This window comes from Robertmurraya dakarensis, from assembly GCF_900156875.1.
In the GTDB taxonomy this organism is placed as follows: Bacteria; Bacillota; Bacilli; order Bacillales; family Cytobacillaceae; genus Robertmurraya; species Robertmurraya dakarensis.
Map to the genome: position 1 here is coordinate 155,245 of NZ_LT707408.1, position 25,023 is coordinate 180,267.

Annotated in this window: 25 protein-coding genes, 11 tRNA genes and 1 rRNA gene (1 of these 37 only partly in view); 34 read left to right on the forward strand and 3 right to left on the reverse strand. The window is 39.6% G+C overall.

What is annotated here, in order from left to right:
- Positions 1–13 precede the first annotated feature (13 nt).
- A complete protein-coding gene (locus CZ487_RS01740) occupies positions 14–571 on the reverse strand; it encodes a tyrosine-type recombinase/integrase (protein WP_077210580.1) in 558 nt (185 codons plus the stop codon).
- Positions 572–967: 396 nt separating this feature from the next.
- On the opposite strand from CZ487_RS01740, the gene CZ487_RS01745 reads away from it, so the two are divergent.
- The 7 genes from CZ487_RS01745 (at position 968) to CZ487_RS01775 (ending at position 9,503) form a co-directional block, all read left to right on the forward strand.
- Positions 968–2,044 carry a D-alanine--D-alanine ligase gene (locus CZ487_RS01745; protein ID WP_077210581.1) on the forward strand — a complete coding sequence of 359 codons (1,077 nt, stop codon included), beginning with the start codon at positions 968–970 and terminating at the stop codon, positions 2,042–2,044.
- 63 nt (positions 2,045–2,107) lie between these two features.
- On the forward strand, positions 2,108–3,490 hold the full coding sequence (locus tag CZ487_RS01750) for a UDP-N-acetylmuramoyl-tripeptide--D-alanyl-D-alanine ligase (RefSeq protein WP_077210582.1): 1,383 nt from the start codon (positions 2,108–2,110) through the stop codon (positions 3,488–3,490).
- Positions 3,491–3,612: 122 nt separating this feature from the next.
- A complete protein-coding gene (locus CZ487_RS01755; RefSeq protein WP_202617774.1) occupies positions 3,613–4,311 on the forward strand; it encodes an alpha/beta hydrolase in 699 nt (232 codons plus the stop codon).
- Between the two features lie 602 nt (positions 4,312–4,913).
- Complete coding sequence (gene cshA, locus CZ487_RS01760) at positions 4,914–6,359, forward strand: degradosome RNA helicase CshA (RefSeq protein WP_474091043.1); 1,446 nt, start codon at positions 4,914–4,916, stop codon at positions 6,357–6,359.
- A 134-nt stretch (positions 6,360–6,493) separates the two neighbouring features.
- Positions 6,494–7,456, forward strand: coding sequence for a UV DNA damage repair endonuclease UvsE (uvsE, locus tag CZ487_RS01765; RefSeq protein WP_077210585.1), 963 nt, complete (start codon positions 6,494–6,496; stop codon positions 7,454–7,456).
- A 99-nt stretch (positions 7,457–7,555) separates the two neighbouring features.
- A complete protein-coding gene (locus CZ487_RS01770) occupies positions 7,556–8,035 on the forward strand; it encodes a PH domain-containing protein (protein ID WP_077210586.1) in 480 nt (159 codons plus the stop codon).
- Positions 8,028–9,503 carry a PH domain-containing protein gene (locus CZ487_RS01775; RefSeq protein ID WP_077210587.1) on the forward strand — a complete coding sequence of 492 codons (1,476 nt, stop codon included), beginning with the start codon at positions 8,028–8,030 and terminating at the stop codon, positions 9,501–9,503. Before CZ487_RS01770 ends, CZ487_RS01775 begins: the two co-directional genes overlap by 8 nt.
- Positions 9,504–9,538: 35 nt before the next feature.
- Here the strand turns inward: CZ487_RS01775 and CZ487_RS01780 are convergent, their stop codons facing one another.
- On the reverse strand, positions 9,539–10,249 hold the full coding sequence (locus CZ487_RS01780) for a rhomboid family intramembrane serine protease (RefSeq protein ID WP_077210588.1): 711 nt from the start codon (positions 10,247–10,249) through the stop codon (positions 9,539–9,541).
- A gap of 162 nt (positions 10,250–10,411) precedes the next feature.
- Here CZ487_RS01780 and acpS point away from each other — a divergent pair, with 162 nt between their 5' ends.
- The 14 genes from acpS (at position 10,412) to CZ487_RS01850 (ending at position 21,868) form a co-directional block, all read left to right on the forward strand.
- Positions 10,412–10,789 carry a holo-ACP synthase gene (acpS, locus tag CZ487_RS01785; protein ID WP_077210589.1) on the forward strand — a complete coding sequence of 126 codons (378 nt, stop codon included), beginning with the start codon at positions 10,412–10,414 and terminating at the stop codon, positions 10,787–10,789.
- A gap of 187 nt (positions 10,790–10,976) precedes the next feature.
- Complete coding sequence (locus tag CZ487_RS01790; protein ID WP_077210590.1) at positions 10,977–11,996, forward strand: LolA family protein; 1,020 nt, start codon at positions 10,977–10,979, stop codon at positions 11,994–11,996.
- Positions 11,997–12,123: 127 nt separating this feature from the next.
- Positions 12,124–13,302: an alanine racemase gene (gene alr / locus CZ487_RS01795; RefSeq protein ID WP_077210591.1), complete on the forward strand. Its 1,179-nt coding sequence runs from the start codon at positions 12,124–12,126 to the stop codon at positions 13,300–13,302.
- Positions 13,303–13,549: 247 nt separating this feature from the next.
- Positions 13,550–13,831 carry a CopG family ribbon-helix-helix protein gene (locus CZ487_RS01800; protein ID WP_077211822.1) on the forward strand — a complete coding sequence of 94 codons (282 nt, stop codon included), beginning with the start codon at positions 13,550–13,552 and terminating at the stop codon, positions 13,829–13,831.
- Positions 13,832–13,835: 4 nt separating this feature from the next.
- Positions 13,836–14,186, forward strand: a complete 351-nt coding sequence (ndoA, locus tag CZ487_RS01805; protein WP_019156408.1) for a type II toxin-antitoxin system endoribonuclease NdoA — start codon at positions 13,836–13,838, stop codon at positions 14,184–14,186.
- Between the two features lie 438 nt (positions 14,187–14,624).
- Positions 14,625–15,458 carry an RsbT co-antagonist protein RsbRA gene (locus CZ487_RS01810; protein ID WP_077210592.1) on the forward strand — a complete coding sequence of 278 codons (834 nt, stop codon included), beginning with the start codon at positions 14,625–14,627 and terminating at the stop codon, positions 15,456–15,458.
- Positions 15,455–15,811 carry an STAS domain-containing protein gene (locus tag CZ487_RS01815; RefSeq protein WP_077210593.1) on the forward strand — a complete coding sequence of 119 codons (357 nt, stop codon included), beginning with the start codon at positions 15,455–15,457 and terminating at the stop codon, positions 15,809–15,811. Before CZ487_RS01810 ends, CZ487_RS01815 begins: the two co-directional genes overlap by 4 nt.
- Before the next feature lie 4 nt (positions 15,812–15,815).
- Positions 15,816–16,217, forward strand: coding sequence for an anti-sigma regulatory factor (locus CZ487_RS01820; protein WP_077210594.1), 402 nt, complete (start codon positions 15,816–15,818; stop codon positions 16,215–16,217).
- A 12-nt stretch (positions 16,218–16,229) separates the two neighbouring features.
- Positions 16,230–17,240 (forward strand): PP2C family protein-serine/threonine phosphatase, encoded by a 1,011-nt coding sequence (locus CZ487_RS01825; protein WP_077210595.1) that lies wholly within the window; start codon positions 16,230–16,232, stop codon positions 17,238–17,240.
- A 55-nt stretch (positions 17,241–17,295) separates the two neighbouring features.
- A complete protein-coding gene (locus tag CZ487_RS01830) occupies positions 17,296–17,628 on the forward strand; it encodes an anti-sigma factor antagonist (RefSeq protein ID WP_077210596.1) in 333 nt (110 codons plus the stop codon).
- Complete coding sequence (rsbW, locus tag CZ487_RS01835; RefSeq protein WP_077210597.1) at positions 17,625–18,098, forward strand: anti-sigma B factor RsbW; 474 nt, start codon at positions 17,625–17,627, stop codon at positions 18,096–18,098. The genes CZ487_RS01830 and rsbW overlap by 4 nt, the downstream gene beginning before the upstream one ends.
- Positions 18,076–18,870: an RNA polymerase sigma factor SigB gene (gene sigB, locus CZ487_RS01840; protein ID WP_077210598.1), complete on the forward strand. Its 795-nt coding sequence runs from the start codon at positions 18,076–18,078 to the stop codon at positions 18,868–18,870. Before rsbW ends, sigB begins: the two co-directional genes overlap by 23 nt.
- A complete protein-coding gene (locus CZ487_RS01845; protein WP_077210599.1) occupies positions 18,867–19,463 on the forward strand; it encodes a PP2C family serine/threonine-protein phosphatase in 597 nt (198 codons plus the stop codon). Before sigB ends, CZ487_RS01845 begins: the two co-directional genes overlap by 4 nt.
- A gap of 227 nt (positions 19,464–19,690) precedes the next feature.
- A complete protein-coding gene (locus CZ487_RS01850) occupies positions 19,691–21,868 on the forward strand; it encodes a Tex family protein (RefSeq protein WP_077210600.1) in 2,178 nt (725 codons plus the stop codon).
- 247 nt (positions 21,869–22,115) lie between these two features.
- Here the strand turns inward: CZ487_RS01850 and cmpA are convergent, their stop codons facing one another.
- On the reverse strand, positions 22,116–22,229 hold the full coding sequence (gene cmpA / locus CZ487_RS26270) for a cortex morphogenetic protein CmpA (RefSeq protein WP_139339513.1): 114 nt from the start codon (positions 22,227–22,229) through the stop codon (positions 22,116–22,118).
- 102 nt (positions 22,230–22,331) lie between these two features.
- Here cmpA and CZ487_RS01855 point away from each other — a divergent pair, with 102 nt between their 5' ends.
- The 13 genes from CZ487_RS01855 to CZ487_RS01915 all read left to right on the forward strand — a co-directional run.
- On the forward strand, positions 22,332–22,793 hold the full coding sequence (locus CZ487_RS01855) for a SprT family protein (RefSeq protein ID WP_077210601.1): 462 nt from the start codon (positions 22,332–22,334) through the stop codon (positions 22,791–22,793).
- 304 nt (positions 22,794–23,097) lie between these two features.
- Positions 23,098–23,172: transfer RNA gene (locus CZ487_RS01860), tRNA-Asn, on the forward strand.
- 4 nt (positions 23,173–23,176) lie between these two features.
- Positions 23,177–23,267 (forward strand) — tRNA-Ser (locus CZ487_RS01865).
- A gap of 10 nt (positions 23,268–23,277) precedes the next feature.
- Positions 23,278–23,349: transfer RNA gene (locus CZ487_RS01870), tRNA-Glu, on the forward strand.
- A 31-nt stretch (positions 23,350–23,380) separates the two neighbouring features.
- Positions 23,381–23,457, forward strand: a tRNA-Asp gene (locus CZ487_RS01875).
- 51 nt (positions 23,458–23,508) lie between these two features.
- Positions 23,509–23,583 (forward strand) — tRNA-Gln (locus CZ487_RS01880).
- Positions 23,584–23,605: 22 nt separating this feature from the next.
- A tRNA-Lys gene (locus CZ487_RS01885) sits at positions 23,606–23,681 on the forward strand.
- Between the two features lie 25 nt (positions 23,682–23,706).
- Positions 23,707–23,791 (forward strand) — tRNA-Leu (locus CZ487_RS01890).
- A gap of 57 nt (positions 23,792–23,848) precedes the next feature.
- Positions 23,849–23,934, forward strand: a tRNA-Leu gene (locus CZ487_RS01895).
- Between the two features lie 34 nt (positions 23,935–23,968).
- Positions 23,969–24,045 (forward strand) — tRNA-Arg (locus CZ487_RS01900).
- An 11-nt stretch (positions 24,046–24,056) separates the two neighbouring features.
- Positions 24,057–24,133 (forward strand) — tRNA-Pro (locus CZ487_RS01905).
- Positions 24,134–24,153: 20 nt separating this feature from the next.
- Positions 24,154–24,227 (forward strand) — tRNA-Gly (locus CZ487_RS01910).
- Between the two features lie 84 nt (positions 24,228–24,311).
- Positions 24,312–25,023: ribosomal RNA gene (locus CZ487_RS01915) — 16S ribosomal RNA — on the forward strand (it continues 838 nt past the right edge of the window).

Consider the following 25,023-nt stretch of genomic DNA (forward strand, 5'->3'; position numbering starts at 1 on the left):
CATCAACTCCTTTTTATAAATTCACATCAAGAATAATGGGGATGGACAGTCTGTGTTCTAGTCCTAAATATTGAATTGTTTCCGATGATGATGATTGCTGTAATCTCTTTTGGATAAGAGAGATGGCAATTCCTTTGCGATAAGCATGATAGCCAAATGTTTTACGGAGGGTGTGAGTTCCTACAGATCCTTCGATGCCAGCCTGCTTAGCTGCCTCGTTTATAATCCGATACGCCTGCTGCCTTGATATGGCCTCTGACGTTTTTTTTGATTTGAATAGAAAATCTTCAGAATGCAGTCTGCCTTCGTCTATACACCTTTGAATAGCTTCCCGCACTTGAGTATTTAAATATACAGGAGGATTTAGTTCTTTAAGGGGTGAGAGGAAATAGGAAATTTCTTCTTTTTCAGTTTTTACGTTGTGGACCCTAAGATTAAGCAGTTCCTGTATACGTATTCCGGTATTAATTCCAAATAAGAATAAACAATAATCCCGGTCTGATTTTGACATTAAAAAATGTTTCATCTCATTGATCTTTTTAACGTCTTTGATGGCGTCGACGGTTTTCATTTAACCACTCCAATGTTACATAACATAGTATTATTATATAATTATGTAACATTAATAGCAAGAATTATTCATCAATTTGGACAGAAACGTTCGCTTTATAGTACTGATATTAATTATCTAAAGAACTTTTTCTGTTGATGATTCAGCTGTTTAAAAAGAGGAAAATGAAGGAATTACTGAAGAGGATAAACTACGTTTCAAAAGTAGAAGGCGAAGTACCAATATCTCTTTATTTTTTAAATTGAAGAGTTGTTAATCAAGTAGTGCCTAACATATATTAGATAGATGCATAAAGTATTAACAAAAATCATTACTAAATCCACTTTATTTTTTCCTTTTCTTTTTTGGAAAATGTTAAAATAAAATGGTGTGTTTTTAGAAAATGGAGGTTTCAACATGAAAATTAGACTTGGCTTATTATATGGAGGGAAATCTGCTGAACATCAGGTGTCATTGCGGACCGCCCTTGCAGTAATAAATGCTCTAAATCATGAAAAATTTCAAATTCATCCCATATATATTACAGTAGAAGGAGAATGGATTAAGGGACCTATTCTAAATGGTTCTGTAGAAAATGTGAAAGCACTGCAGTTTTCACATACTGAAAGCATATCTTCTGCGGCATTAGCCCCAACATTATTTATGACAACAAATAATGAGAGTGCACTTGATGTGATTTTTCCGCTCCTTCATGGACCAAACGGAGAGGATGGAACTGTTCAGGGCTTATTAGAACTTCTTAATCTTCCTTATGTAGGAAACGGAGTGCTTGCGTCGTCAGCTGGTATGGATAAGGTAGTTATGAAAAATATCTTCGCCCAAGCGGGTCTTCCGCAGGTGAAATATGTATGGTTTATCCGCAGTGAATGGGAAGCGCAACAGGAAGAAGCATATGTTAAAGTAGAGAAAGAAATAGGTTATCCGTGTTTCGTCAAACCTGCTAATTTGGGCTCAAGCGTTGGGATTAGTAAATGTATGAATCGTGAGCAGCTGACAGAAGCATTTCAAGAGGCGTTCCAATTTGATCGTAAGGTGATTATTGAGGAGGGTGTCGCTGCAAGAGAGATTGAATTAGGTGTATTAGGAAATGATTCTCCAGAATGTTCGGTTGCTGGTGAAATTGTTCCGAAGGTTGAATTCTATGACTATAAGGCAAAGTATGAAGATGGAAATACAGCCTTAATTATTCCAGCAGATATCAAGGAAGAGGAGTACAAGATTCTACACGATATGGCAATCAAGGCATTTAAAGCCCTGGATGGTTCGGGATTAGTCAGAGCCGACTTTTTCTTGACAAAAGAAGGAAATGCATATATCAATGAGGTAAACACAATGCCTGGGTTCACGCCAGTTAGTATGTTCCCATTGTTATGGAAACATAGCGGGGTGGATTATCCTGACTTGATTGAAAGACTGGTCAACTTAGGAATGGAAAGGCATGATGAGAAGCAAAGAATTCGTTACACATTCTAATGTACATCAGTGGCACGGCTCACCGCCGTGTCCTTCATTTTAACTAGAAAAAGGGGTAATCATGTGATTAAGAGAACCTTAAAGCAATTGCAATCAATGATTAAAGTTGAAAATAACCTTACATCTTTTGAGGAAACCGTCATTAATGGAGTAACGATTGATTCGAGAAAAATACAAGCAGGAAATTTGTTTGTACCATTAAAAGGAGAAAATGCTGACGGCCATCGTTTTGTGGAAGCTGCATTAAAAAATGGAGCAGCAGCTTCTTTATGGCAAAGCGATGTTCCGAATCCGCCGAAGGATTTGCCAATTTTAATCGTAGAAGACACGGAAGCTGCACTTCAAGAGCTGGCTCGGAGCTATCGTTCACAACTATCTGTAAAGGTTGTAGGAATTACAGGAAGTAACGGTAAAACGACAACGAAAGATATGACAGCAGCTCTGTTATCCCTGCAATACAAAGTGCAGAAAACAGAAGGGAACTTTAATAATCACCTTGGATTGCCATTAACCATTTTAGGGCTGAACGAAGATACGGAGATTGCTGTTTTGGAAATGGGGATGAGCGGAAAAGGTGAAATTGACTTTTTAACAAAGCTTGCTCGTCCGGAAGCTGTCGTAATTACGAATATTGGTGAGTCTCATCTTCAGGATCTAGGTTCTAGAGAGGGTATTGCAGAAGCTAAGCTAGAGATCTTAAGAGGACTTCAAGCGAATGGATTAGTGGTTTATCACGGCGATGAGCCTCTGCTTCAGGGCCCAATGAGAGAATTTCACGGTGATGCCAAGCTGCAAACATTCGGCCGCTTTAACCATAACACAGTTTATCCAGTAGACGTACAGCAGCACCAAAAAGGAAGCCAGTTTAAGATTAATGGTATTGATTTACAATTTATTCTGCCGGTTTTAGGTGTCCATAATGTCCTAAATGCGTTGGCAGCGATGCTGGTAAGCCGGTATTTTGGTATTCCATTTGAGAGCATGAATGAAGGCTTCTCCAACCTTAAAGTAACAAATATGCGCATGGAGCTTGTTGAAGGGGAAAAGGGAGAAAAAATTATCAATGATGCTTACAATGCTAGTCCTACTTCCATGAAAGCCGCGATTGACTTAGTCACAGACCTAAGCGGTTATCAAAAAAAGATCGTCGTACTTGGTGATATGCTAGAACTAGGTGAAGAAGAGCAAAATTTTCATACGGAAATTGGAAGAGGAATTGACAGCAGTAAAGTAAATTTTGTATTCACTTATGGGAATTTGGGTGAATATATTGCGAAAGGTGCCCTAGAGAACTTCTCCAAAGAAAGAGTGTTTGCCTTTTTACATAAAGAAGACTTAATAAAATCACTGCAAAACTATACTGATGAGAGCACACTTGTTTTGGTAAAGGCATCTCGAGGGATGAAGTTAGAAGAAGTGGTTCGGGCATTGCAAAGTAAACAGTAATGAAAAGTGAAACCTTTATTGGTTTCATTTTTTATGTGAGTGAAGGTTACCTGCTAGTATCGGTTGTCTCAAAAGGTGTAAAATAAAACTGGTAGTGTAGTAAAGATAAGGTGGTGTTTTTCTTGATTGGTTGCTTATGTATTCACGGGTTTACCGGCGCTCCGTTTGAAGTGGAGCCATTGGTAAAGTATTTAAAGGAGCATACACAGTGGCGTATTGCTGTTCCGACTTTGCCGGGGCATGGAGATTCTTTGCAGCTGAAGGGAGTTCGTTATCAGCAATGGGTCAAGCATGCAGAACAGGAGCTTGAAAAACTTCTAGAAACTTGTGAACAGGTATATGTGATCGGTTTTTCAATGGGAGGGATTATTGCGAGCTATTTGGCTGTACATTATCCGATCAAGAAATTGATACTGTTAAGTGCAGCGGCCTACTATGTAAATCCAAAGCAGCTAGCTTTAGATGTCGCAGATATGGTGAGGGATTCATTTAAAGGCAGACTGGCAGAAAATGAACTGTTTGTTAGGTACAAAAGAAAAATTATCGAAACACCTATTGCTGCTACACTTCAGTTTCAACGGCTTGTTTCAAGTGTAAGACCGCTTCTAAATAAAGTGAATATCCCTACGCTGATTGCTCAAGGCGAAAGCGATGGAGTAGTTCCGCCGAAAAGCGCGAAATACTTATATGAACACATTGGTACTCCTCATAAAAAGCTTGTTTTTCTAAAAGACTCTAAGCATCTTATATGCCATTGCAATGAAAGGGAAAAACTATTTCATGAGGTAGTAAATTTTTTAAGTCAAGACGGTCAATCATAAAAAGCGATTGTTTTCCTCGTATTGAGAGTCGCCCTAATTGCATTCAATTCTTTAAAGTGTTAAAATTGATACAAAGTGTCAACGAGAAACTACATTCGGGACATACTCCAGAGGAGAATGTCTTTTTTCACTTTAAAAGAAATATAATGGTTATGGCAACAAAACAAATTAAAAAATTTGAAGAAGAAAACTGTCAGCTCCAAATATGTATCTTGTAAGTATTAGATTGCATGATTACGATAGATCTTTTGAGGAGCGCCTGGGAGCTCTATTTGGGGTCATATGAATAAGACCCTAAGACGATTGAATGAACTAATGACCTAAGAAACGTTAAAATAAGGTCCTTCTTAGGATATCTTTTATTTTTATCATTCCTTGGCAAGTACCTCGTCTTTTCTTTCAATCAAATCTAAGACGTGAAAGGATTGCCTCTGTCAGCGTTTTTAGTATATTCCCTCTAGTACTTAATTAGGTATGAGGAAATAATATTTGCTTGAACAAGCAGCTGTTTGTTCAAAAGGGCGCTTGCAGTTTTCTAAAGAAGAAGGAGAATGAAAACATTGACGACAAAGTTTCAAGATTTGGGGATTAGCCCTGCGACGATGAGATCTTTAAAAAGAATGGGTTTTGAGGAGGCTACTCCTGTACAAGCAGAAACGATTCCTCTTAGCTTAGAAAACAAAGATTTAATTGGTCAGGCTCAAACTGGAACCGGAAAAACGGCCGCATTTGGAATTCCTTTAATTGATAAAATTGATATCGAATCAAACTTGATTCAAGGAATTGTCATTGCGCCAACTCGTGAGCTCGCTGTTCAAGTATCAGAAGAGCTTTATAAGATTGGGTATGGAAAAAGAGCAAGAGTGCTTGCGATTTATGGCGGTCAGGATATTAACCGTCAAATTAGAGCACTAAAGAACCACCCGCATATTATTGTAGGAACACCTGGACGGATTTTAGACCATATTAACCGTAAAACAATACGTTTAGAGAATATTCATACGGTTGTACTTGATGAAGCGGATGAAATGCTGAACATGGGATTCATTGATGATATTGAATCCATTCTTGCTCAGACTCCAACTGAACGTCAAACATTGTTGTTCTCAGCGACAATGCCTGGACCTATTCAAAGAATGGCTGAAAAGTTTATGAAGGACCCGCAAATCGTACGTGTTAAAACGAAGGAAATGACGGTTCCTTTGATTGAACAGTATTATGTTGAGGTCCAAGAGAAGAGCAAGTTTGATGTTTTAACAAGACTTCTTGATATTCAAACGCCTGAATTAGCGATTGTATTTGGCCGTACGAAGAGAAGGGTAGATGAACTATCGGAAGCTTTAAACTTAAGAGGTTATATGGCCGAAGGGATCCATGGGGATTTAAGTCAGGCAAAGCGACTTTCTGTATTGAGGAAGTTTAAAGAAGGATCTATCGATGTTCTTGTAGCAACAGATGTAGCTGCACGTGGGCTTGATATTTCTGGAGTGACGCATGTCTATAACTTTGACATTCCACAGGATCCTGAGAGCTATGTACACCGTATTGGACGTACAGGACGTGCCGGTAAAGAAGGTATGGCGATTACTTTCATCACGCCTCGTGAGAAATCGTACCTATCCGTTGTTGAAAGAACAACGAAGAGTAAAATGGAGAAAATGAAGCCGCCTACTCTAGACGAAGCATTAGAAGGTCAACAGAAGGCAGTTTTAGAAAAGATTCTTCAGTCAATCGAATCGAATAATCTTCAGTTTTACAAACAAGCTGCTGAAGAGCTGTTAGAACAGCAAGATGCGACTACTGTTGTGGCAGCGGTGTTAAAGATGCTGACAAAAGAACCGGATACCACTCCAGTAAAACTGACAGAAGAAAAACCTTTGCCATCCAAACGTGATAGACGTCCACATGGATCAGGTGACCGCAGAGGGAAGTTTGATTCTAGAGACCGTAAAAAAGGTCCTTACAAGCCAAGACAAGGGCAAGGCCAAGGTCAAGGGAACAAGCGGAACAATAATAATAGTAAATCAAGATCAAATAGTTACCGTTAAGCATTCGAGAGCACAGATTTCTGTGCTCTCTTTTTTAAAATCGCGGCTTCTTTTTTACCTAAAATATCAGGATTGCGTTATGTGAAAGGTTTTTCGCGCATACTAAGATGGATATTCTAGGGGGGAGATACATCATGACAATTGTAAAATTAGGTTATGTAGCAATGAGTGTTCATCTCCAAAATTGCTCTCCATCACAAACGATGACATTCCGGCAATTTTCTGGTCTGAAAGATCGGGAAGCGGCAATAAGGAAGCTCGAGAGGATCGCTAATTCGAATCTAGAAAATTGTCTAAGACTATTGATACATAACGCTGCTAACGATATCCATTTTTTTCGTTTTAGCTCCAAGCTTATTCCTTTAGCAAACCACGAAGAGCTGTCAGATTGGAAATACATGCGGCCGCTAAAGGAGAACTTAAAAAAGATTGCTGAATACTTAAAAGAGCATCCTATGAGAGTCGATTTTCATCCTGACCATTTTGTGCTTTTAAACACAAAGGATACTGACACATTAAATATGTCGATCAAAACACTTGCTATGCATGAAGCGTTACTGAAGGGGATGGAAGTTGATCAGGAACACCGTTGTGTTTTACATGTGGGCGGGGCGTATGATGACAAGGAGAAGGCTCTAGAACAGTTTATCCATAATTGGGGACACATTCCAAATTCTATCCAAAGAATGATTATGCTTGAAAATGACGATAAAACATTTTCTCTGGATGATACATTATATTTATGTGAAAAACTGGGGATTCCGCTTGTCTTTGATTATCACCATCACCTGGTTAACTATCAATATGAAGACTGGACAACTAATTGGGAAAGGGTTGTATCCACTTGGCATTATTCGAAGCTCCCAATAAAAATGCATATATCTAGTCCAAAGTCAGAAAAAGATTTTCGGGCGCATGCTGATTATATCGACCCTGACATGTTTCTTGAATTTCTAAATAAAATCAAAGGATCTGTGCCGGAAATTCACTGTATGATAGAAGCAAAAAAGAAGGATGATGCACTGTTTATGCTTTCAAAGGCTTTAAAAGAAAGAGAAGGGATTAATTTTATTGATCAGTCTACCTTTGAAATTTAAAATGTCCTTTTTTATAAGAAGGATTTCTGAAACCATATATATTGCATAAACGTATAAAGAGAATAAGAACTAGCTGACTGGCGCTTTGGGGGGAGAAAAATGATCTTTTTGCCTGAGAAAAGAATTTCTGAACGGGCGCTTACGGTTTGGAGGATTTCAGGTTGTATTAATTTTTTGATTGTGTTTTTAATTGCAGGAGGATTTATAGCACTTTCTATCATTTTTAAATGGCCTGTTTGGATCATCGGGGCAATCCTGGTTTTTCTGCTGATATATGGATTTCTGTTTATTTATCTATTTCCGTTAATGAGGTGGAAGCGCTGGCGTTATGAAGTAAGGGAACAGGAGATTGAACTTCAGCACGGAGTATTCATTGTAAAAAGGACATTGGTACCTATGATCCGTGTCCAGCATGTAGATACGCAGCAGGGGCCGATTTTAAGAAAATACGAACTTGCAACAGTAACGGTTTCTACTGCAGCAACTATTCATGAAATTCCGGCGCTGCAACTGGAAGAAGCAGAGGAGCTAAGAGTATTCATTTCCAGGCTGGCGAGGGTGGCGGATGAGGATGTCTGAACCGAAGAAGCTGCATCCTATTTCAGCGGTCCTAAATGCATTGAAACAGCTTAAAGAAATGATTATTCCGTTAGTCGCCTTTGTTGTGTTTGGGAGTAGAGGGTCCATTGGCGGTAATATCATTCTGTTTGCAGGTATTGCTTCAATTATATTAGTACTGGCGTATGGTGTGATTTCATGGTTTCGTTATACATATCGCATTGAAGAAAATGAACTTCGCATAGAATATGGAATTATTGTTCGGAAAAAACGGTACATACCTCTTGAGAGAATTCAAAGCTTAGACTTATCTGAAGGCATCCTACACAGGCCTTTTGGTCTTGTGAAGGTAAGAGTGGAAACTGCTGGGTCCGGAGGAGAAGCTGAAGCTGTGCTAACGGCGGTTCTAAAGGAAGAAGCAATAGCGATTAATAACATTTTGCAGGATGTAAAAAACATCCATGCTGGGCATTTTGAAAACGAAGAAATTCCCCCAAAACACGAAGAAATATTATATAAGATCTCAGGCAAAGAGCTTTTAATGCTCGCTTCCACTTCAGGTGGGGTTGGTGTCGTTCTATCCGCGGTCATTGCGTTTATCTCTCAATTTGATGAGCTTATTCCATATGAAAAATTATTTAAGAATATCGAGTCCTTTTATGTCTCTGGCGGGATCCTTTTTATATCGTTGCTTGTATTTATTGGTTTCTTCCTTGCATGGGTGATTGCCGTGATTAGCACAATGTTAAAATATGCTAATTTTACTCTAAAAAGAGTTGATGATGATTTCATTATCTCAAGAGGTTTGCTGGAGAAGCGGCAGACTACGATTCCCTTAAAAAGAGTTCAGGCAGTGAGAATAACTGAAAATCTTATCCGGCAGCCGCTGCGCTATGCAAGTGTTTATATTGAAAGTGCAGGAGGTTCAGGGAATAAGGATGAGAGTGCAAGAGTAACAATACTTCCTTTCATTAAGAAGAATAAGATACATGATATTTTGCAAAGCCATCTTGAAGGGTTCATTTCTGGTGAGGTTGAACCAGCTCCTAAAAGGGCCTTCATTCGCTATTGTATCAGGGGCTGGATGATGGTTGTTCCAGTAATTATTGCGATGCTTTTCCTATTAAAGATTTGGGGATTACTGTTTTTATTGCTTCTTCCTCTTTCTGCATTCTGGTCCTATTTGGTTTACAGGGATGCTGGCTGGAGAGTTGATGGCAGTCAACTTATTTTAACTTATCGTTCAATTGTTAAGCATACAGTTTTTATGAGTAAAAATAAGATCCAATCCATCGATATGAAAGAAAGTTATTTTCAACGGAAAAAGAATTTATCGACCATTGAGGCAACCGTTAAATCTGGGTTAGGTGGTACAGGCGGAGAAGTTGTGGATTTGGAGAAGGCTGATGTCATCAAAATCTACAGCTGGTATTCAAAGTCTGTTCCTGCCGTTGAAGAATCGCCCGCAATAGAAAAACCAGAGATGTAAAAAACATCTCTGGTGTCATTTCTTCAACGAACTTTTTATCTGCTTAACAGGCCGATTAGTGCCAATATGATGATTCCTATCAAAATGAGTGACTTGGGTGTGAATGATGTACGCTCTCTTGTGCGATTTGAGATTGATTTAACCGTATGGGCTAATTCTCTTCCCCTTCCAATTCCGACGCTGCCTAGGATGATACCGGATATAAACCCGAAAAGATGAGCGGTTATATTGATGTTAGGCTGAAGGAAGGTCATGATTAAACTAATCACAGCGATGGTCAAAATTAGTTGGGTATTTGCCCGTGACATTAAGTCTCTCCTGAATAAAATCATGGCAATATAAATGCCGAATAACCCAAATATGGCTCCGCTTGAACCGACATGCGTATAGGTCATTGGCTTAAGAAGAAGTGTTGCCAGATTTGCTATGATACCAGTTGCTATATAAAGGGCAATAAATCTTGTTTTTCCAAGCAAGCGTTCCAATGATGGCCCAAATAGTACAAGCGAAAAGCTGTTAAATAACATATGCGGAAAACCGCTGTGTAGAAATATCGGAGTAACTAAGCGCCAGTATTCACCTTGAGCAATATATAAATTTACTCCCATCAGTTTTTCGAAAATAAAGGAACCTGGGAAAAATGGCAGAACGGTTATTAAGTAGAGTATTATATGAATTGCAATAATTATGGTAATGACAGGGTAAAAGCGAATAAAGTCTTTAAAGCTTTCCGTCCTTACGAACAATGTTTATCCTCCTTTTTTGATGCACTGATTACGCAAACTAATGTAACTATACTTAATTTCATCATACCTCTAAAAGTAGATGAAAGCATTACATATGATTTAATAACAAACTTGTCTATATTGTTTATGCAATATGAGAAAAAATTAGAAGGAAGATGTTGGATGATATCTGGTATTGGCATTGATATAGTAGAGCTTAAAAGAATTAAGAACATCGCCGAACGGCAGAAGCGTTTTGTTGATAGGATCTTAACATCTAAAGAAAAAGAAATATACAATGAGCTCTCGGATAAAAGAAAGATTGAGTTTTTAGCAGGAAGATATGCAGCGAAAGAGGCTTTTTCTAAAGCATATGGAACTGGCATCGGGGAAGAAGTTTCTTTTTTAGATATTGAAATTGCAGCAGATAAAAACGGAAAGCCTTCTATTTGGAGCCCTTTTAAGGAAGGTGTTCATTTATCGATATCGCATAGTGCCGACTATGCCGTTGCGCAGGTTGTGATCGAAAAAGTGATCGAAAAAGTGATCGAAAAAAATTAACAGCATGTCATGAGCTTGGTCATATTCCTTTAGGTTGTCTCATATATTCATAGTGCGAAAGAGGAGACAAGGCTAGGCGGCGGGAACATTGGATCCGCGAGATACTTTGCTCTCGTAAAGTAATCATAAGCCAATGTCTAATTCCTGCCTTTCTCTCCGATGAAATGAGACTAAAGGGGTTGAAGAAATGAGGAAAAGATTGTTACTGCTTCTCGCCGGGCTGATGGTTATGTTCGTGTTGGCAGCTTGTGGATCGAAATCGCAGGAAGATGTCGTGAAAGATTTGACCGGAAAGGTTGAGGATTTAAAGAGCTATAAGGTGAATGCGAAAATGACGTTACAGATGGGAACTGACCCACAGACGTATGATGTAGAGATTTGGCATTTGGAGCCAAGCTACTATCGAGTTAACCTGAAAAATGCTCAAAAGGATCAAAGTCAAATGATCCTTCGCAATGATGAAGGGGTATTTGTTTTGACTCCGGCGCTTAATAAGAGTTTCCGTTTCCAGAGTGATTGGCCAGAAAACAGCAGCCAGGCCTATTTATATGAGTCGCTGATTCAAGACATTATCGAGGATAAGGAAGCGAAGTTCTCGGCTACAAAAGATCAGTATGTGTTCGAAACGAAAACCCGCTATCAAAATAATAAAATGCTGCCGATTCAAGAAATTACTTTAAATAAAAAGGATTTAACACCTGCAAGTGTTAAAGTAATGGATCCAGATAGAAAAGCTTTGGTTACCGTAGAATTTTCAGATGCGGAGTTTAATGCGGCGCTAGATAAGAAAGATTTTGATATGGCGAAAAATATGACGAGAGTTCAATTAGAGGTACCTGTAATGGCGGACTTAGGTGATGAAGAATTCACAGTTAAGTACCCAAGTGCTGAAATTCCAGATGTAGAGTTAATTGAAGAAAAGTCTCTTGAAACAGAAGATGGGAAACGTGTGATTTTAACTTATGATGGTGAAAAATCCTTCACATTAATTCAAGAAAAAGCGCAGGTCGCACCAGTTACAGTTGCAGCAACAACTGTTAACGGTGAGCCGGCAGACCTAGGATTTACAATAGGTGCTCAAGAATCCAATATGTTGACTTGGACTTATCAAGGAGTCGATTATACACTTGCATCCAATGACCTAACAGAAGAAGAAATGATGATGTTAGCCCGTTCTGTTGAGGTCCAAGGGGATATGGTGAAATAGAAGACTGGAACAATGCCCTTCTTTTGGAAGGGTTTTTTTCTTCCGTTGTTTAAAAGGGTTTGACATCACTTCATAACAAACTGATAATCGAAATATAAATCAATGTTTTGATTAGGAAGTGGACAGAGTGAATCATCATCAAAAAGGCTATTATCGAGATACATGGGCAGAAGTTGATTTAGACTGCATAGCGGAAAATGTTGGCAACATGAAGCGTCTTCTGGAGAAAGATGTTGAAATGATGGCAGTTGTAAAAGCGAATGGTTATGGACATGGAGATGTTCAAGTAGCGCTTAAAGCACTTGAATCTGGTGCCTCGTCTTTAGCTGTTGCATTTATGGATGAAGCGATAAACCTAAGAAAAAAAGGGATCACGGCTCCCATACTTGTTTTAGGAGCAACACGCCCTGAAGATGTAAACCTAGCTGTTAAAAATGATCTTATCTTAACCATTTTCCATGAAGAGTGGATACACACAGCTAAAGGCTTCATAAAGGATAATACCTCGATACGTGTTCATATAAAACTGGATACAGGAATGGGGAGAATTGGTGTCCGTGATATTGGTGAGCTAAGAAAGCTTGAGAATTTGATCAATCAAGATGATAAAATGATTCTAGACGGAGTCTTCACTCATTTTGCGACAGCCGATGAGGGGGACTTAAGTTATTTTAATGAACAGCTGCACCGTTTCGAGGAAATGCTTTCTGCGTTAAGTAATAAGCCAAGAATGGTACATGCCAGCAACAGTGCAGCCTCCTTAAAACGGCTCCCAGCTTCTTTTAATGCTATTCGATTTGGAATATCGATGTACGGTTTAACCCCTTCGCAGGAGATGAAAGAAGAACTCCCTTTTACCTTACGGGAGGCATTTTCGTTAAGAACGAAACTTATTCACGTTAAAAAAGTCTCAGCAGGCGATAGAATCAGCTATGGTGGAACTTATGAAGCGAAAGGGGAAGAATGGATTGGTACTCTTCCGATTGGATATGCTGACGGGTGGATCCGCAGACTCCAGGGACAAGAAGTGTTATTGGATGGTATAAGGGTGCCGATTGTGGGGAGAATATGCATGGATCAATGTATGATAAAACTCCCATGTAGAAAAGAAGTTGGCACAATTGTCACGTTGATAGGAGGAGATGGCAAGGAATATATACCTATTGATGAAATAGCGGATCGCCTTGAAACTATAAATTATGAAATTCCCTGCATGATCTCGAACAGAGTACCAAGGGTATATTTGGAATCTGGAAATGAAATAATGGTTATTAATTCAATTCTCCAACATGATGGGCAAGCTTAAACGATTGTTATGTCAATGCTCGTGGGAAAAAATATATAGCTGTTATGAATAAAAGAGTATTTTTTTGGCTGATAATACAGAAGAATTCACGAATAGACTTTGCATGATGATCGTTTGATGGTATTATAAAAGATGGTAGAGATATAAATGCAGAAAAAACTGCGCAATTACACGTTAGAATAATCGGTGTTACAATTCGTTAAACGTTATAAAAAATGGTGTGTAGTGATGGTGGAGGTGTATGTTTGTGTCTGAGTCCAGCGCAACAACAGAAATTATGGTGAAATTACCGCAACATCTTTTAACCGAATTAGATGGTTACGTAAAACAAGAGAATGTTAACAGAAATGATTTCATTTATCAGGCAACAAAAATGTATTTACGTGAACGTAAAAAGAGACAAATTCGCGAATCCATGAGAAGAGGCTATATGGAGATGGCGAAAATTAATCTAACGATTGCTTCGGAAAGCTTTCAAGCAGAATATGAGGCAGAACACACAGTCGAACGTTTAGTTAGCGGGGGATAATCCTTTGATTGTCAAACGTGGTGACGTTTATTTTGCAGACCTATCCCCAGTTGTTGGCTCAGAACAAGGTGGTGTGCGTCCAGTTCTTGTCATCCAAAACGACATCGGGAATCGGTTTAGTCCCACAGTTATTATTGCAGCAATTACCGCACAGATCCAAAAAGCAAAGCTGCCTACTCATGTTGAAATTGATGCGAAGCGATATGGTTTCGAGAGAGATTCAGTTATTTTGTTGGAACAAATTCGTACAATTGATAAACAGCGCTTAACCGATAAGATTACCCATCTCGATGACGAAATGATGGAAAAAGTGGATGAAGCTTTACAAATAAGCTTAGGTCTTATTGAATTTTAACTAAGCACGCTCTTGTAAAAAGGGCGTTTTTTTATCACATCAGAACTTGTTATATAAGTGTAAGCAATTATCTTTAAAATATTAGTTCTGATAAAAAAAGGAGAATTTTTTTTCTCCTTCTTACATAACAAAAAATGTGTTCTGCGAGGGCGAGTTGAAAAACTTGTCTTTTTTTTGTGTTCTCAGAATATATAAATGAAAAGAGTAAAAACTTCAGGGATCCCGATTAAGGGAGGTTGTTTAATGAAAAAGAATACAATGATCAAAACGTATTTGCTAGTTCTGAAGGCGCTTGCGTCCTCTTGTCATTTAAGGTTAGATAGGGGGAGAATAATCTGCAGGTTAAGAATATTTAGTTTAATTAATAGCATACAATTGTTATCATAAAATTATACTTATTTTACACAGTAAAAATAATAGAAAGACCGGGAGGAAGAAATGAACAAGACTATAGATAACTACATACAAACACAAAGGGAAGAAATTTTAAAAAAGTGGATAGAGAAGATGAAGGGCAAGTCCGATGAGAGAGTTCTCAAAGTAGTCTCGGATCAAGTCTTTATTAGCACAAGTAGAGAGTTTATGGATTTGATTATTTCGAACTTGAAAGATTCTAATGAAAAATACAATGAGAGACTGCATGAATTTGCTGAAAAAATAGTGAAACTAGCTTGGCCGCTTAGTTTTGTAACCGAAGGCATTCATGTTTTTTCAAGAATTGTATTTGAAGGAATGAAAGCTGATAACATCATCACAGAGGAGAATCATCTCGATGCTTTTTATAGTCTAGATCACTGGATTATTCCAATGACCACTGAGATTGTGAATATTTATTCGACAACATGGGAACGTACAGTCTCTCTTCAAAAAATTGCTCTTCAAGAATTATCGGCACCGCTAATTCCTGTATTCGATGGTGTATCTGTTATGCCTTTAATTGGTGCGATCGATACGGAAAGAGCGAAGCAAATTATGGAAAATTTATTGAATGGCGTTGTGAAGAATAGATCGGAAGTAGTTTTAATAGACATTACAGGAGTACCGGTAGTGGACACGATGGTCGCGCATCATATTATACAAGCAGCAGATGCAGTGCGTTTGGTTGGGGCAAAGTGCATGCTTGTAGGGATCCGTCCTGAAATAGCTCAAACGATTGTAAATCTAGGAATCAACTTAAATCAATTCACAACGAAAAACACGCTGAAAAAAGGAATGGAAGCGGCACTTGAAATCATGAAAAAGAAAATCATCACCGTGGAGGAGACTGAATGAGGATACCGATCTTAAAGTTATACAATTGTTTATTAGTTTCGATTCAGTGGGAATTGGATGACCAGACAGCTCTGCAATTCCAAGAAGATTTACTGCATAAGATACATGAAACAAATGCTAGTGGTGTTGTTATTGATCTTACTTCTATTGATTTCATTGATTCTTTTATAGCTAAAGTTCTCGGTGATGTCATCAGCATGTCAAAATTAATGGGAGCAAAAGTTATGATTACTGGGATCCAACCTGCCGTAGCCATAACACTGATCGAACTTGGGATCAGTCTTAATGATGTCTACACTGCATTAGATTTGGAAAAAGGTTTGGAGAAATTACAACAGGAATTGGGGGAATAGGTGAATGGAAAACCAATCCTGTGTATTAATCCAAACGGAATGGGACATCGTCGCGGCTCGGCAATTAGGCCGGAATGTTGCGAAAGAGGTCGGATTTGGTACTGTCGACCAAGCGAGAATTACTACAGCAATTAGTGAATTGGCAAGGAACATTTATATTTATGCTGGTGAAGGACAAGTCTGTATCGAAAAAATAATTAAAAATGGTCAAGCGGGATTACGGATTGTTGCAGTAGACAAAGGTCCAGGGATTCCGGATATACGTTTAGCAATGGAAGATGGCTATTCAACCTCAGGGGGACTTGGTGCGGGTCTGCCGGGAGTTAAACGGTTAATGGATGATTTTGAAATTGACTCATCCCTAGGAAGCGGGACTGAAATTAAAGCATCGAAATGGATTAGATAGGAGGGGCATATAATGGCTTTCCGTGAGACGATGGAATTAAAGTACCAAGAGATTTTAAAGAATTATATAAAAGACCAATCAGAAACGGCTTTATACCAAGGACAAAAGTTTAGCAGGAAGTCCATTGAAAACCAGGTAACCCCGGAAGAAATTATCAGCCTCCATAAGCAATTGTTAGAAGATATGTATCCTGACCTGCCCAAGTATGTCGTGCATTCCTTTGATATTTTATTAGAAGTCATTTTGCCATACGGTGTTGCCTATCGTGAAAATCAAAGCCTTCGTGATCAAAAAAGAGAGCTCAGGTCGGAAATTGAGATCGCAGCCAACGTTCAACAAACCCTCCTAGAAACAAAAGTTCCTGTTGTTGATGGTCTTGATATTGGGGCCATCAGTGTCCCTGCCAAACATATGAACGGGGATTACTATCATTTTGTTCAGGATGAAAATAATAGCATAAGTATTGCAATAGCAGATGTCATTGGCAAAGGTATTCCAGCTGCCCTTTGCATGTCTATGATCAAATATGCGATGGATAGTCCGCTTGAGAATCGTCCAGAGCCAAGTTCTGTATTAGAGAACTTGAATCGGGTTGTTGAGCAGAACGTGGACCCTAGCATGTTTATTTCGATGTTCTACGGAATGTATAACCACGACCGCCATATTTTCTCCTATGCATCCGCAGGGCACGAACCAGGTTTTTTTTATGATGGAAAAAAGGATGAGTTTCAAGAGATTCATGCCAAGGGACTGCTTCTTGGGATCGATAAAAAAACGAAGTACATTCAGTATGAGAAACAGATAAATCAAGGAGATATGATTATTTTATTATCCGACGGTGTTACTGAATGCAGGACAGATGAAGGTTTTATTGAAAAAGAAGTATTAATGACCTACATAAAAAAGTATGCTGATCTTTCATCGCAGGAGATTGTCACAAATATCTTCAAAGAATTTGAAAGAAGACAAAATTTTCAACTTCGTGATGATTTTACCTTAATAATATTAAAGAGAGATGTTTAATCCATTGCAAGTAAGGGTATGGAATAAAAGATAAACGGGGAGAGGTGGGTCAGTTATGAATATAGATATAGAGATCGTTGAACATAACAGTGTGATTAAAGTGAGTGTCCGTGGTGAGATCGATGTTTATACTGCCCCTAAGCTTCGGGAAATTCTCTTTCCGCTGGCAGAAAAGGAAAATGCGAACATAATCGTCAATCTTTCTGACGTTATATATATGGACAGCACTGGTTTAGGAGTATTTGTCGGTGTCTTTAAGAGTGTACGTTCTAATAATGGAAAATTTCAGCTTGTGGGTTTATCTGGTCGGATCAAGAGACTTTTTGAAATCACAGGGTTAGCGGAGATTATGGATATTAATAGCCGGATGGAAGGTGAGAGCCTATGAACCAGCCATTTGATTACGTGGAAATGAAAATCCCTGCCAAGCCGGAGTTTGTAGGAGTGATCAGACTAACGCTTTCAGGAATCGCCAATCGCATCGGATTTACCTACGATGAAATTGAAGATTTAAAAATTGCTGTTAGTGAAGCTTGTACAAATGCTGTTCAGCATGCATACCATGCAAAAGAGGCTGGCGAGGTAGTGGTTGGATTTGCCCTTTATAGAGATCGGCTTGAGATTGTTGTAGCCGACAAAGGACAAAGTTTTAATTTTAAGCAAGAACGCCAAAAAATAGGACCATACAACAAGAATGACTCGGTTGAATATATGCGTGAGGGGGGCTTAGGTCTCTACTTAATCGAAACATTGATGGATGAAGTAAGAATTCATCAAAATGATGGTGTGAAGGTCTTTATGACCAAATACCTGGAGGGAGAGAAGGTGGAGACTGATGCAGAGACAATCTCAACCTAATGGGCTGACTAATCAAGAAATTCATGACTACATCAGAGCCTTCCAGCAGCATCAAGATGAAGAAGCTCAAGCAAAAATCGTATTGCACTATAAAATGTTGGTTGAGAATATTTCAAGAAAATATTCAAAGGGAAGATCCTTTCATGAAGACATTGTGCAAGTGGGGCATATTGGTCTCTTAGGGGCGATCCGCCGTTATGATCCAAATGTCGGCAAAAGCTTTGAAGCCTTTGCCGTACCAACGATCATAGGTGAGATTAAGAGATTTCTTAGGGATAAAACTTGGAGTGTGCATGTTCCTAGAAGAATAAAAGAGTTAGGTCCGAAGATCAATAAGACAGTTGAAGAATTGACAACGGTTCTGCATCGGTCCCCAAAGGTATGTGAAATAGCTGAAGCGCTTCAGGTAACGGAGGAAGAAGTGCTTGAAGCGATGGAAATGGGGAAAAGTTACCAAGCTTTATCGGTAGATCATTCGATAGATGCAGATTCGGAAGGGGGAACGGTTACGCTCCTTGATATTGTTGGGAGTGTCGATCAAGGTTTTGAAAAAGTGAACCAAAAGTTAGTTTTGGAAAAGGTTATCCATGTATTATCAGACCGAGAAAGAGAAATTATCCAGTGCACCTATTTAGATAATTTAAGTCAAAAGGAGACAGGTGAAAAATTGGGAATCTCGCAGATGCATGTCTCTCGTTTACAACGAAGGGCAATCAAAAAACTGAAAGAGGCAATAGAAGCTGATGAAACTAACACGGAGTGTCATTTATGAAGCATTTCCAAGCTCAAAAGATTGAAGTCATTGCCCATCAAAGAACAAAGGAAGGAAATTTACAGTGCGGGGACTGTTATTTTTTTACAACAACAGACGACTATTTTATTTGTGTATTAGCTGATGGTCTTGGAAGTGGAGAGTATGCATTTGATTCTGCTGCTACGGTTGTCAACATTGTTGAGCAATTCCATCATGAAGACGTGGAGGTATTAATGAACCGCTGTAATAACGCCTTAATGCTAAAAAGAGGCGCTGCTGTGGCAATCTTTAAAGTTTTTTATAGGATACAAGAATTCGAATACAGCTGTGTTGGAAACATTCGTTTTTTCCTCTATTCTTCTTCTGGAAAGCTTACCTATCCTTTACCTGTAACAGGATATTTGTCAGGGAAACCGCAAAAATTCCATACTCAACGTTATTCATACGAAACAGATTCCAAATTTCTGGTATACTCAGACGGCTTTCGTTATCAGCGCCTTAAATCAATACTAAGTACCTTAAGGCCATTAGAACAAATCGCAGAAGACATAAAAAGAACAAACCCAAACACAACGGACGACGCCACCTTCATCATCGGTAACCTCCAATAAAAACAGGTACCAGGTACCGTCCGTGGACAAAGTGTAATATTTTGTCCGTGTGGAGTGGACGATAGAATGACTGAAAGAGTTGTCGGTATATGGCAGCTCTTTTCAGGTTATAGAAAATATGAGGAGATACTCATGTGCAAACCCGTTTTGATTTTTGTTAAGATAAATAGTAAAGGCCGCTAGTTTCAGGGTGGAAGCAGCATTACATACTATTGGAGGATATTCTATTGGAGCAAACACTTGAGAAGCAAGATCAAATACTAAAATTGATTTCTACTGAACAAACATTGCCATTAAAATCAGTAAAAAACGTCATTGCTTTATTAAATGATGGGAATACAGTACCGTTCATCGCCCGTTACCGCAAGGAGCAGACGGGGGCGCTTGATGAAGTTCAAATTCGCAGCATCATGGAAAGATGGAATTACATACAGCAGCTTGAGAATAGAAAACTAGAGGTTATTCGGTTAATTGAGGAACAGGGGAAATTAACACCCGAATTAAAACAGAAGATTGAAGCTTCGTTAAAACTGCAGGAAATAGAGGATCTGTATCGCCCATACAAGCAAAAAAGAAGGACGAAAGCAACAGCAGCAAAGGAAAAAGGGTTAGAACCATTAGCTGAGTGGCTGATGACGTTCCCTGTCTCGGGATCTCTTGATGACAAAGCTACTGAATTCCTGTCAGAGGAAAAAGAAGTTGCCTCAACAGAGGAAGCAATTGCCGGGGCAAAAGATATTATTGCAGAATGGGTATCAGATGATGCTGAAGGCAGAAAGTGGATCCGCAGAGAAACGTTTAGAACGGGTGTATTGGAGTCTGCTGTAAAAGATGCAGATAAGGACGAAAAAGATGTTTATGAGATGTACTATGAATACTCAGAACCGGTTAGTAAAATTGTCCCTCACAGAATACTCGCTTTAAATCGCGGTGAAAAAGAAGATATTTTAAAAACAGCTATTAAGCCAGATGTTGAATCAATGGTACGTTATTTAAAGAAAAAATGGGTAAAAAACCCGAACTCTATCACTGCAGCTGCTGTAATTGAAGCGATAGAAGACGGCTATAAAAGATTAATTCAACCATCAATTGAAAGAGAAATCCGAAATGAGTTAACAGAAAAAGCGGAGGAGCAAGCGATTCATATCTTCTCAGAAAACCTCCGAAATCTCTTGCTTCAGCCGCCGTTAAAAGGAAAAGTGGTGCTAGGTGTTGACCCTGCTTATCGGACGGGCTGTAAGTTGGCTGTTGTAGACGAGACGGGGAAGGTTTTGAAAATTGATGTGATTTACCCGCATCCGCCAAAAGCCAAACCACAAGATGCAAAGGAAAAATTTGAAGCGATTTTAAAAGACTACAAGGTTGAGATGGTAGCAATCGGGAATGGAACGGCATCTAGGGAAACAGAACAATTTGTAGCGGATATCCTTAAGGAACAAAGTGATGAAATCTTTTATTTAATTGTCAATGAGGCAGGAGCAAGTGTTTATTCCGCTTCTGACATTGCAAGAGAAGAATTCCCGGAATTTCAGGTGGAAGAAAGGAGCGCTGTCTCGATTGCACGCAGGCTTCAAGATCCGCTAGCTGAGCTTGTAAAAATTGACCCTAAATCAGTTGGTGTTGGTCAATATCAGCATGATGTTACGCAAAAAAGACTAAATGAGTCTCTGTCATTTGTTGTTGAAACAACCGTTAACCAGGTTGGGGTAAATGTGAATACTGCTTCACCATCCTTGCTACAATATGTTGCCGGTCTTTCTAAAGCTGTAGCCAACAATATCGTTAAGAAGCGGGAAGAAGAAGGGAAGTTTATTAAAAGAGATCAATTGAAAAAGATCCCGCGTCTTGGGGCAAAAACCTATGAACAGGCGATCGGATTTCTACGCGTCATTGATGGGACAGAGCCGCTTGATCGCACTGGAATCCACCCTGAAAATTACTCTGAGGTAAAAAAATTACTAAGTAATTTAGGGTTTACAACAAGTGATCTAGGTACAGAACCACTAAGAGCGGCACTGACAAAACTAGATGTGAAAGAGACTGCTGAACAACTAGAAATTGGGGAATTGACGCTGCAGGATATTATCGATGCGTTAATGAGACCTGAGAGGGACCCTCGAGATGAGCTTCCAAAACCTTTATTGAAAAAAGACGTTTTAAAGCTCGAGGACCTGAAATCAGGGATGGAACTTCAGGGAACAGTACGAAATGTAGTAGACTTTGGGGCCTTTGTTGATATCGGTGTAAAACAAGATGGGCTAGTTCATATTTCCAAGCTAAAGAAAGGCTTCGTTAAGCATCCACTAGACGTAGTAGCAGTAGGAGATGTTGTGACGGTATGGGTTGACTCTGTCGATGTGAAAAAAGGCAGAGTAGCGTTAACGATGCTATCACCGCAGGAATAAGAAAAGTAGCGTCCCGTTGGAATGCACAAGAGATTTGGAGATCAATCTCTTGTGCGTTTTTTTGTATTTGCAGCTTTAAGTGTTACTTGAGGGACAAGAAAAATGTCCTTCAGTAAATCTATGAAGGACGATCAATGGTATGTGTAGTTTTATTGAAATGTATTACTAGCTAATGGAAAGAAAGTTATTAAAGAGAATTCCTCCTAACGTGTATTTGTTTGAGGGAAATTTTCTTTTTTTGTGTATGTTAGGAGCAGTGTTTCTTTCTGTAAAAAAACCAGCATTGATTAAGGAGCTTAATTTGGTAGCGGTTTTTCTCTAAAAATGCTTTTTGCATTTGATTTTGAAACCAAGTAGGCATTTATATACCCCCAATTCCACTTATATATTCAAATGGTATATACAATGTATGCTATAATAGGTTGTCATGTTTACCTGAAATTTAGAAAGGAATGTAAATTTGATGGATAATCAACAATTACAAGCGCTAGTTGAAACGTTATCAGTGCAATACTTCAAAAAACCATTCCGTCATAAAGCACTTTTTAATAACCGTCTGCAAACAACCGGTGGGAGATATTTATTAGATACACATAATATTGAGATCAACAAAAAATATTTAGAACAACTGGGTGAGGAAGAACTGCGTGGCATCATTAAACATGAACTCTGTCATTACCATTTGCATTTAGAAGGTAGAGGCTATAAGCATCGTGATCCTGAATTTAAAAAACTTTTAAAAGAAGTAGATGCTCCGCGCTTCTGTAATACGCTGCCGAATCGACCGGTTAGAAAAACTTCCGGGAAAATTCATATTTATACTTGCTCAAGCTGCCAACAAGTCTACAAGAGAAGAAGGTCTATTAATGTAACTAAATATGTTTGCGGAAAATGCCAAGGTAAATTAGTCAAGAAAAACAGTTGACATCTTATTAGGGTTGATGTTATCTTTATATTCCGCGACTGAGAGCAGTAAAATAGCCGCCAAAAAAAATTCAAAAAGGTCCTTGACTAGAACTGGACAAGTCATTATAATATGAAGAGTCGATAAGACAGATTAATAAAAATGTTTAAATAACAATTATTCCGCAGTAGCTCAGTGGTAGAGCAACGAGCATAACTGCTATGAATTATCTGCGAGTTGTACTCATCGAGCTGCTTCTTGATTTTGCTTTCTGAGATGAGGACATTCGGCAAGGATATAAAAATTTAGGATTAATAATATCTATTCCGCAGTAGCTCAGTGGTAGAGCATTCGGCTGTTAACCGAACGGTCGTAGGTTCGAATCCTACCTGCGGAGCCATTTAGGGGAAGTACTCAAGTGGCTGAAGAGGCGCCCCTGCTAAGGGTGTAGGTCGGGCAACCGGCGCGAGGGTTCAAATCCCTCCTTCTCCGCCATATATTTTATGGCCCGTTGGTCAAGCGGTTAAGACACCGCCCTTTCACGGCGGTAACACGGGTTCGAATCCCGTACGGGTCACTTTGATTTTTATTTTATTTCTTAATAGTATGGTCCGGTAGTTCAGTTGGTTAGAATGCCTGCCTGTCACGCAGGAGGTCGCGGGTTCGAGTCCCGTCCGGACCGCCATTTTAAAATATGCGTTTTAAACCTTAATAATTGGGGAATGATTTAAATTATTGGGCTATAGCCAAGTGGTAAGGCAACGGACTTTGACTCCGTCATTCGTAGGTTCGAATCCTGCTAGCCCAGCCATTTTTATTTTATTTAAGAGTTTGAGCCATTAGCTCAGTCGGTAGAGCATCTGACTTTTAATCAGAGGGTCGAAGGTTCGAGTCCTTCATGGCTCACCAATCTAAAGGTGACAAAAACCTATATGCGGGTGTGGCGGAATTGGCAGACGCACTAGACTTAGGATCTAGCGCCGCAAGGCGTGGGGGTTCGACTCCCTTCACCCGCACCATTATTTACCATTGAATACTTCTTGATATCTACTATAATTACTTATATCGCTTAAATTGCGGTCGTGGCGGAATGGCAGACGCGCTAGGTTGAGGGCCTAGTGGGGGCAACCCCGTGGAGGTTCAAGTCCTCTCGGCCGCACCAAAATGCAATATATGAATAGATGCACTTGACAGATGCGCCCGTAGCTCAATTGGATAGAGCGTCTGACTACGGATCAGAAGGTTATGGGTTCGACTCCTGTCGGGCGCGCCATTATAGTATTTCGGGAAGTAGCTCAGCTTGGTAGAGCACTTGGTTTGGGACCAAGGGGTCGCAGGTTCGAATCCTGTCTTCCCGACCATTCATTTGAAAATACAATTCGCGGGTGTAGTTTAATGGTAAAACCACAGCCTTCCAAGCTGTTGTCGTGGGTTCGATTCCCATCACCCGCTCCATAAACAATTAGTTCTTTGAAAACTAAACAAAGCAGAAACGTCAACGTTTTAATTTTAGATTTATTTAAGAGCTAATCTTACTCTTTTTTGGAGAGTTTGATCCTGGCTCAGGACGAACGCTGGCGGCGTGCCTAATACATGCAAGTCGAGCGGACTTTTAAAAGCTTGCTTTTAAAAGTTAGCGGCGGACGGGTGAGTAACACGTGGGCAACCTGCCTGTAAGACTGGGATAACTTCGGGAAACCGGAGCTAATACCGGATAATGTTTCTCCTCTCATGAGGAGAAACTGAAAGATGGTTTACGCTATCACTTACAGATGGGCCCGCGGCGCATTAGCTAGTTGGTGAGGTAACGGCTCACCAAGGCGACGATGCGTAGCCGACCTGAGAGGGTGATCGGCCACACTGGGACTGAGACACGGCCCAGACTCCTACGGGAGGCAGCAGTAGGGAATCTTCCGCAATGGACGAAAGTCTGACGGAGCAACGCCGCGTGAGTGATGAAGGTTTTCGGATCGTAAAACTCTGTTGTTAGGGAAGAACAAGTATCGGAGTAACTGCCGGTACCTTGACGGTACCTAACCAGAAAGCCACGGCTAACTACGTGCCAGCAGCCGCGGTAATACGTAGGTGGCAAGCGTTGTCCGGAATTATTGGGCGTAAAGCGCGCGCAGGCGGTCTCTTAAGTCTGATGTGAAAGCCCCCGGCTCAACCGGGGAGGGTCATTGGAAACTGGGAGACTTGAGTGCAGAAGAGAAGAGTGGAATTCCACGTGTAGCGGTGAAATGCGTAGAGA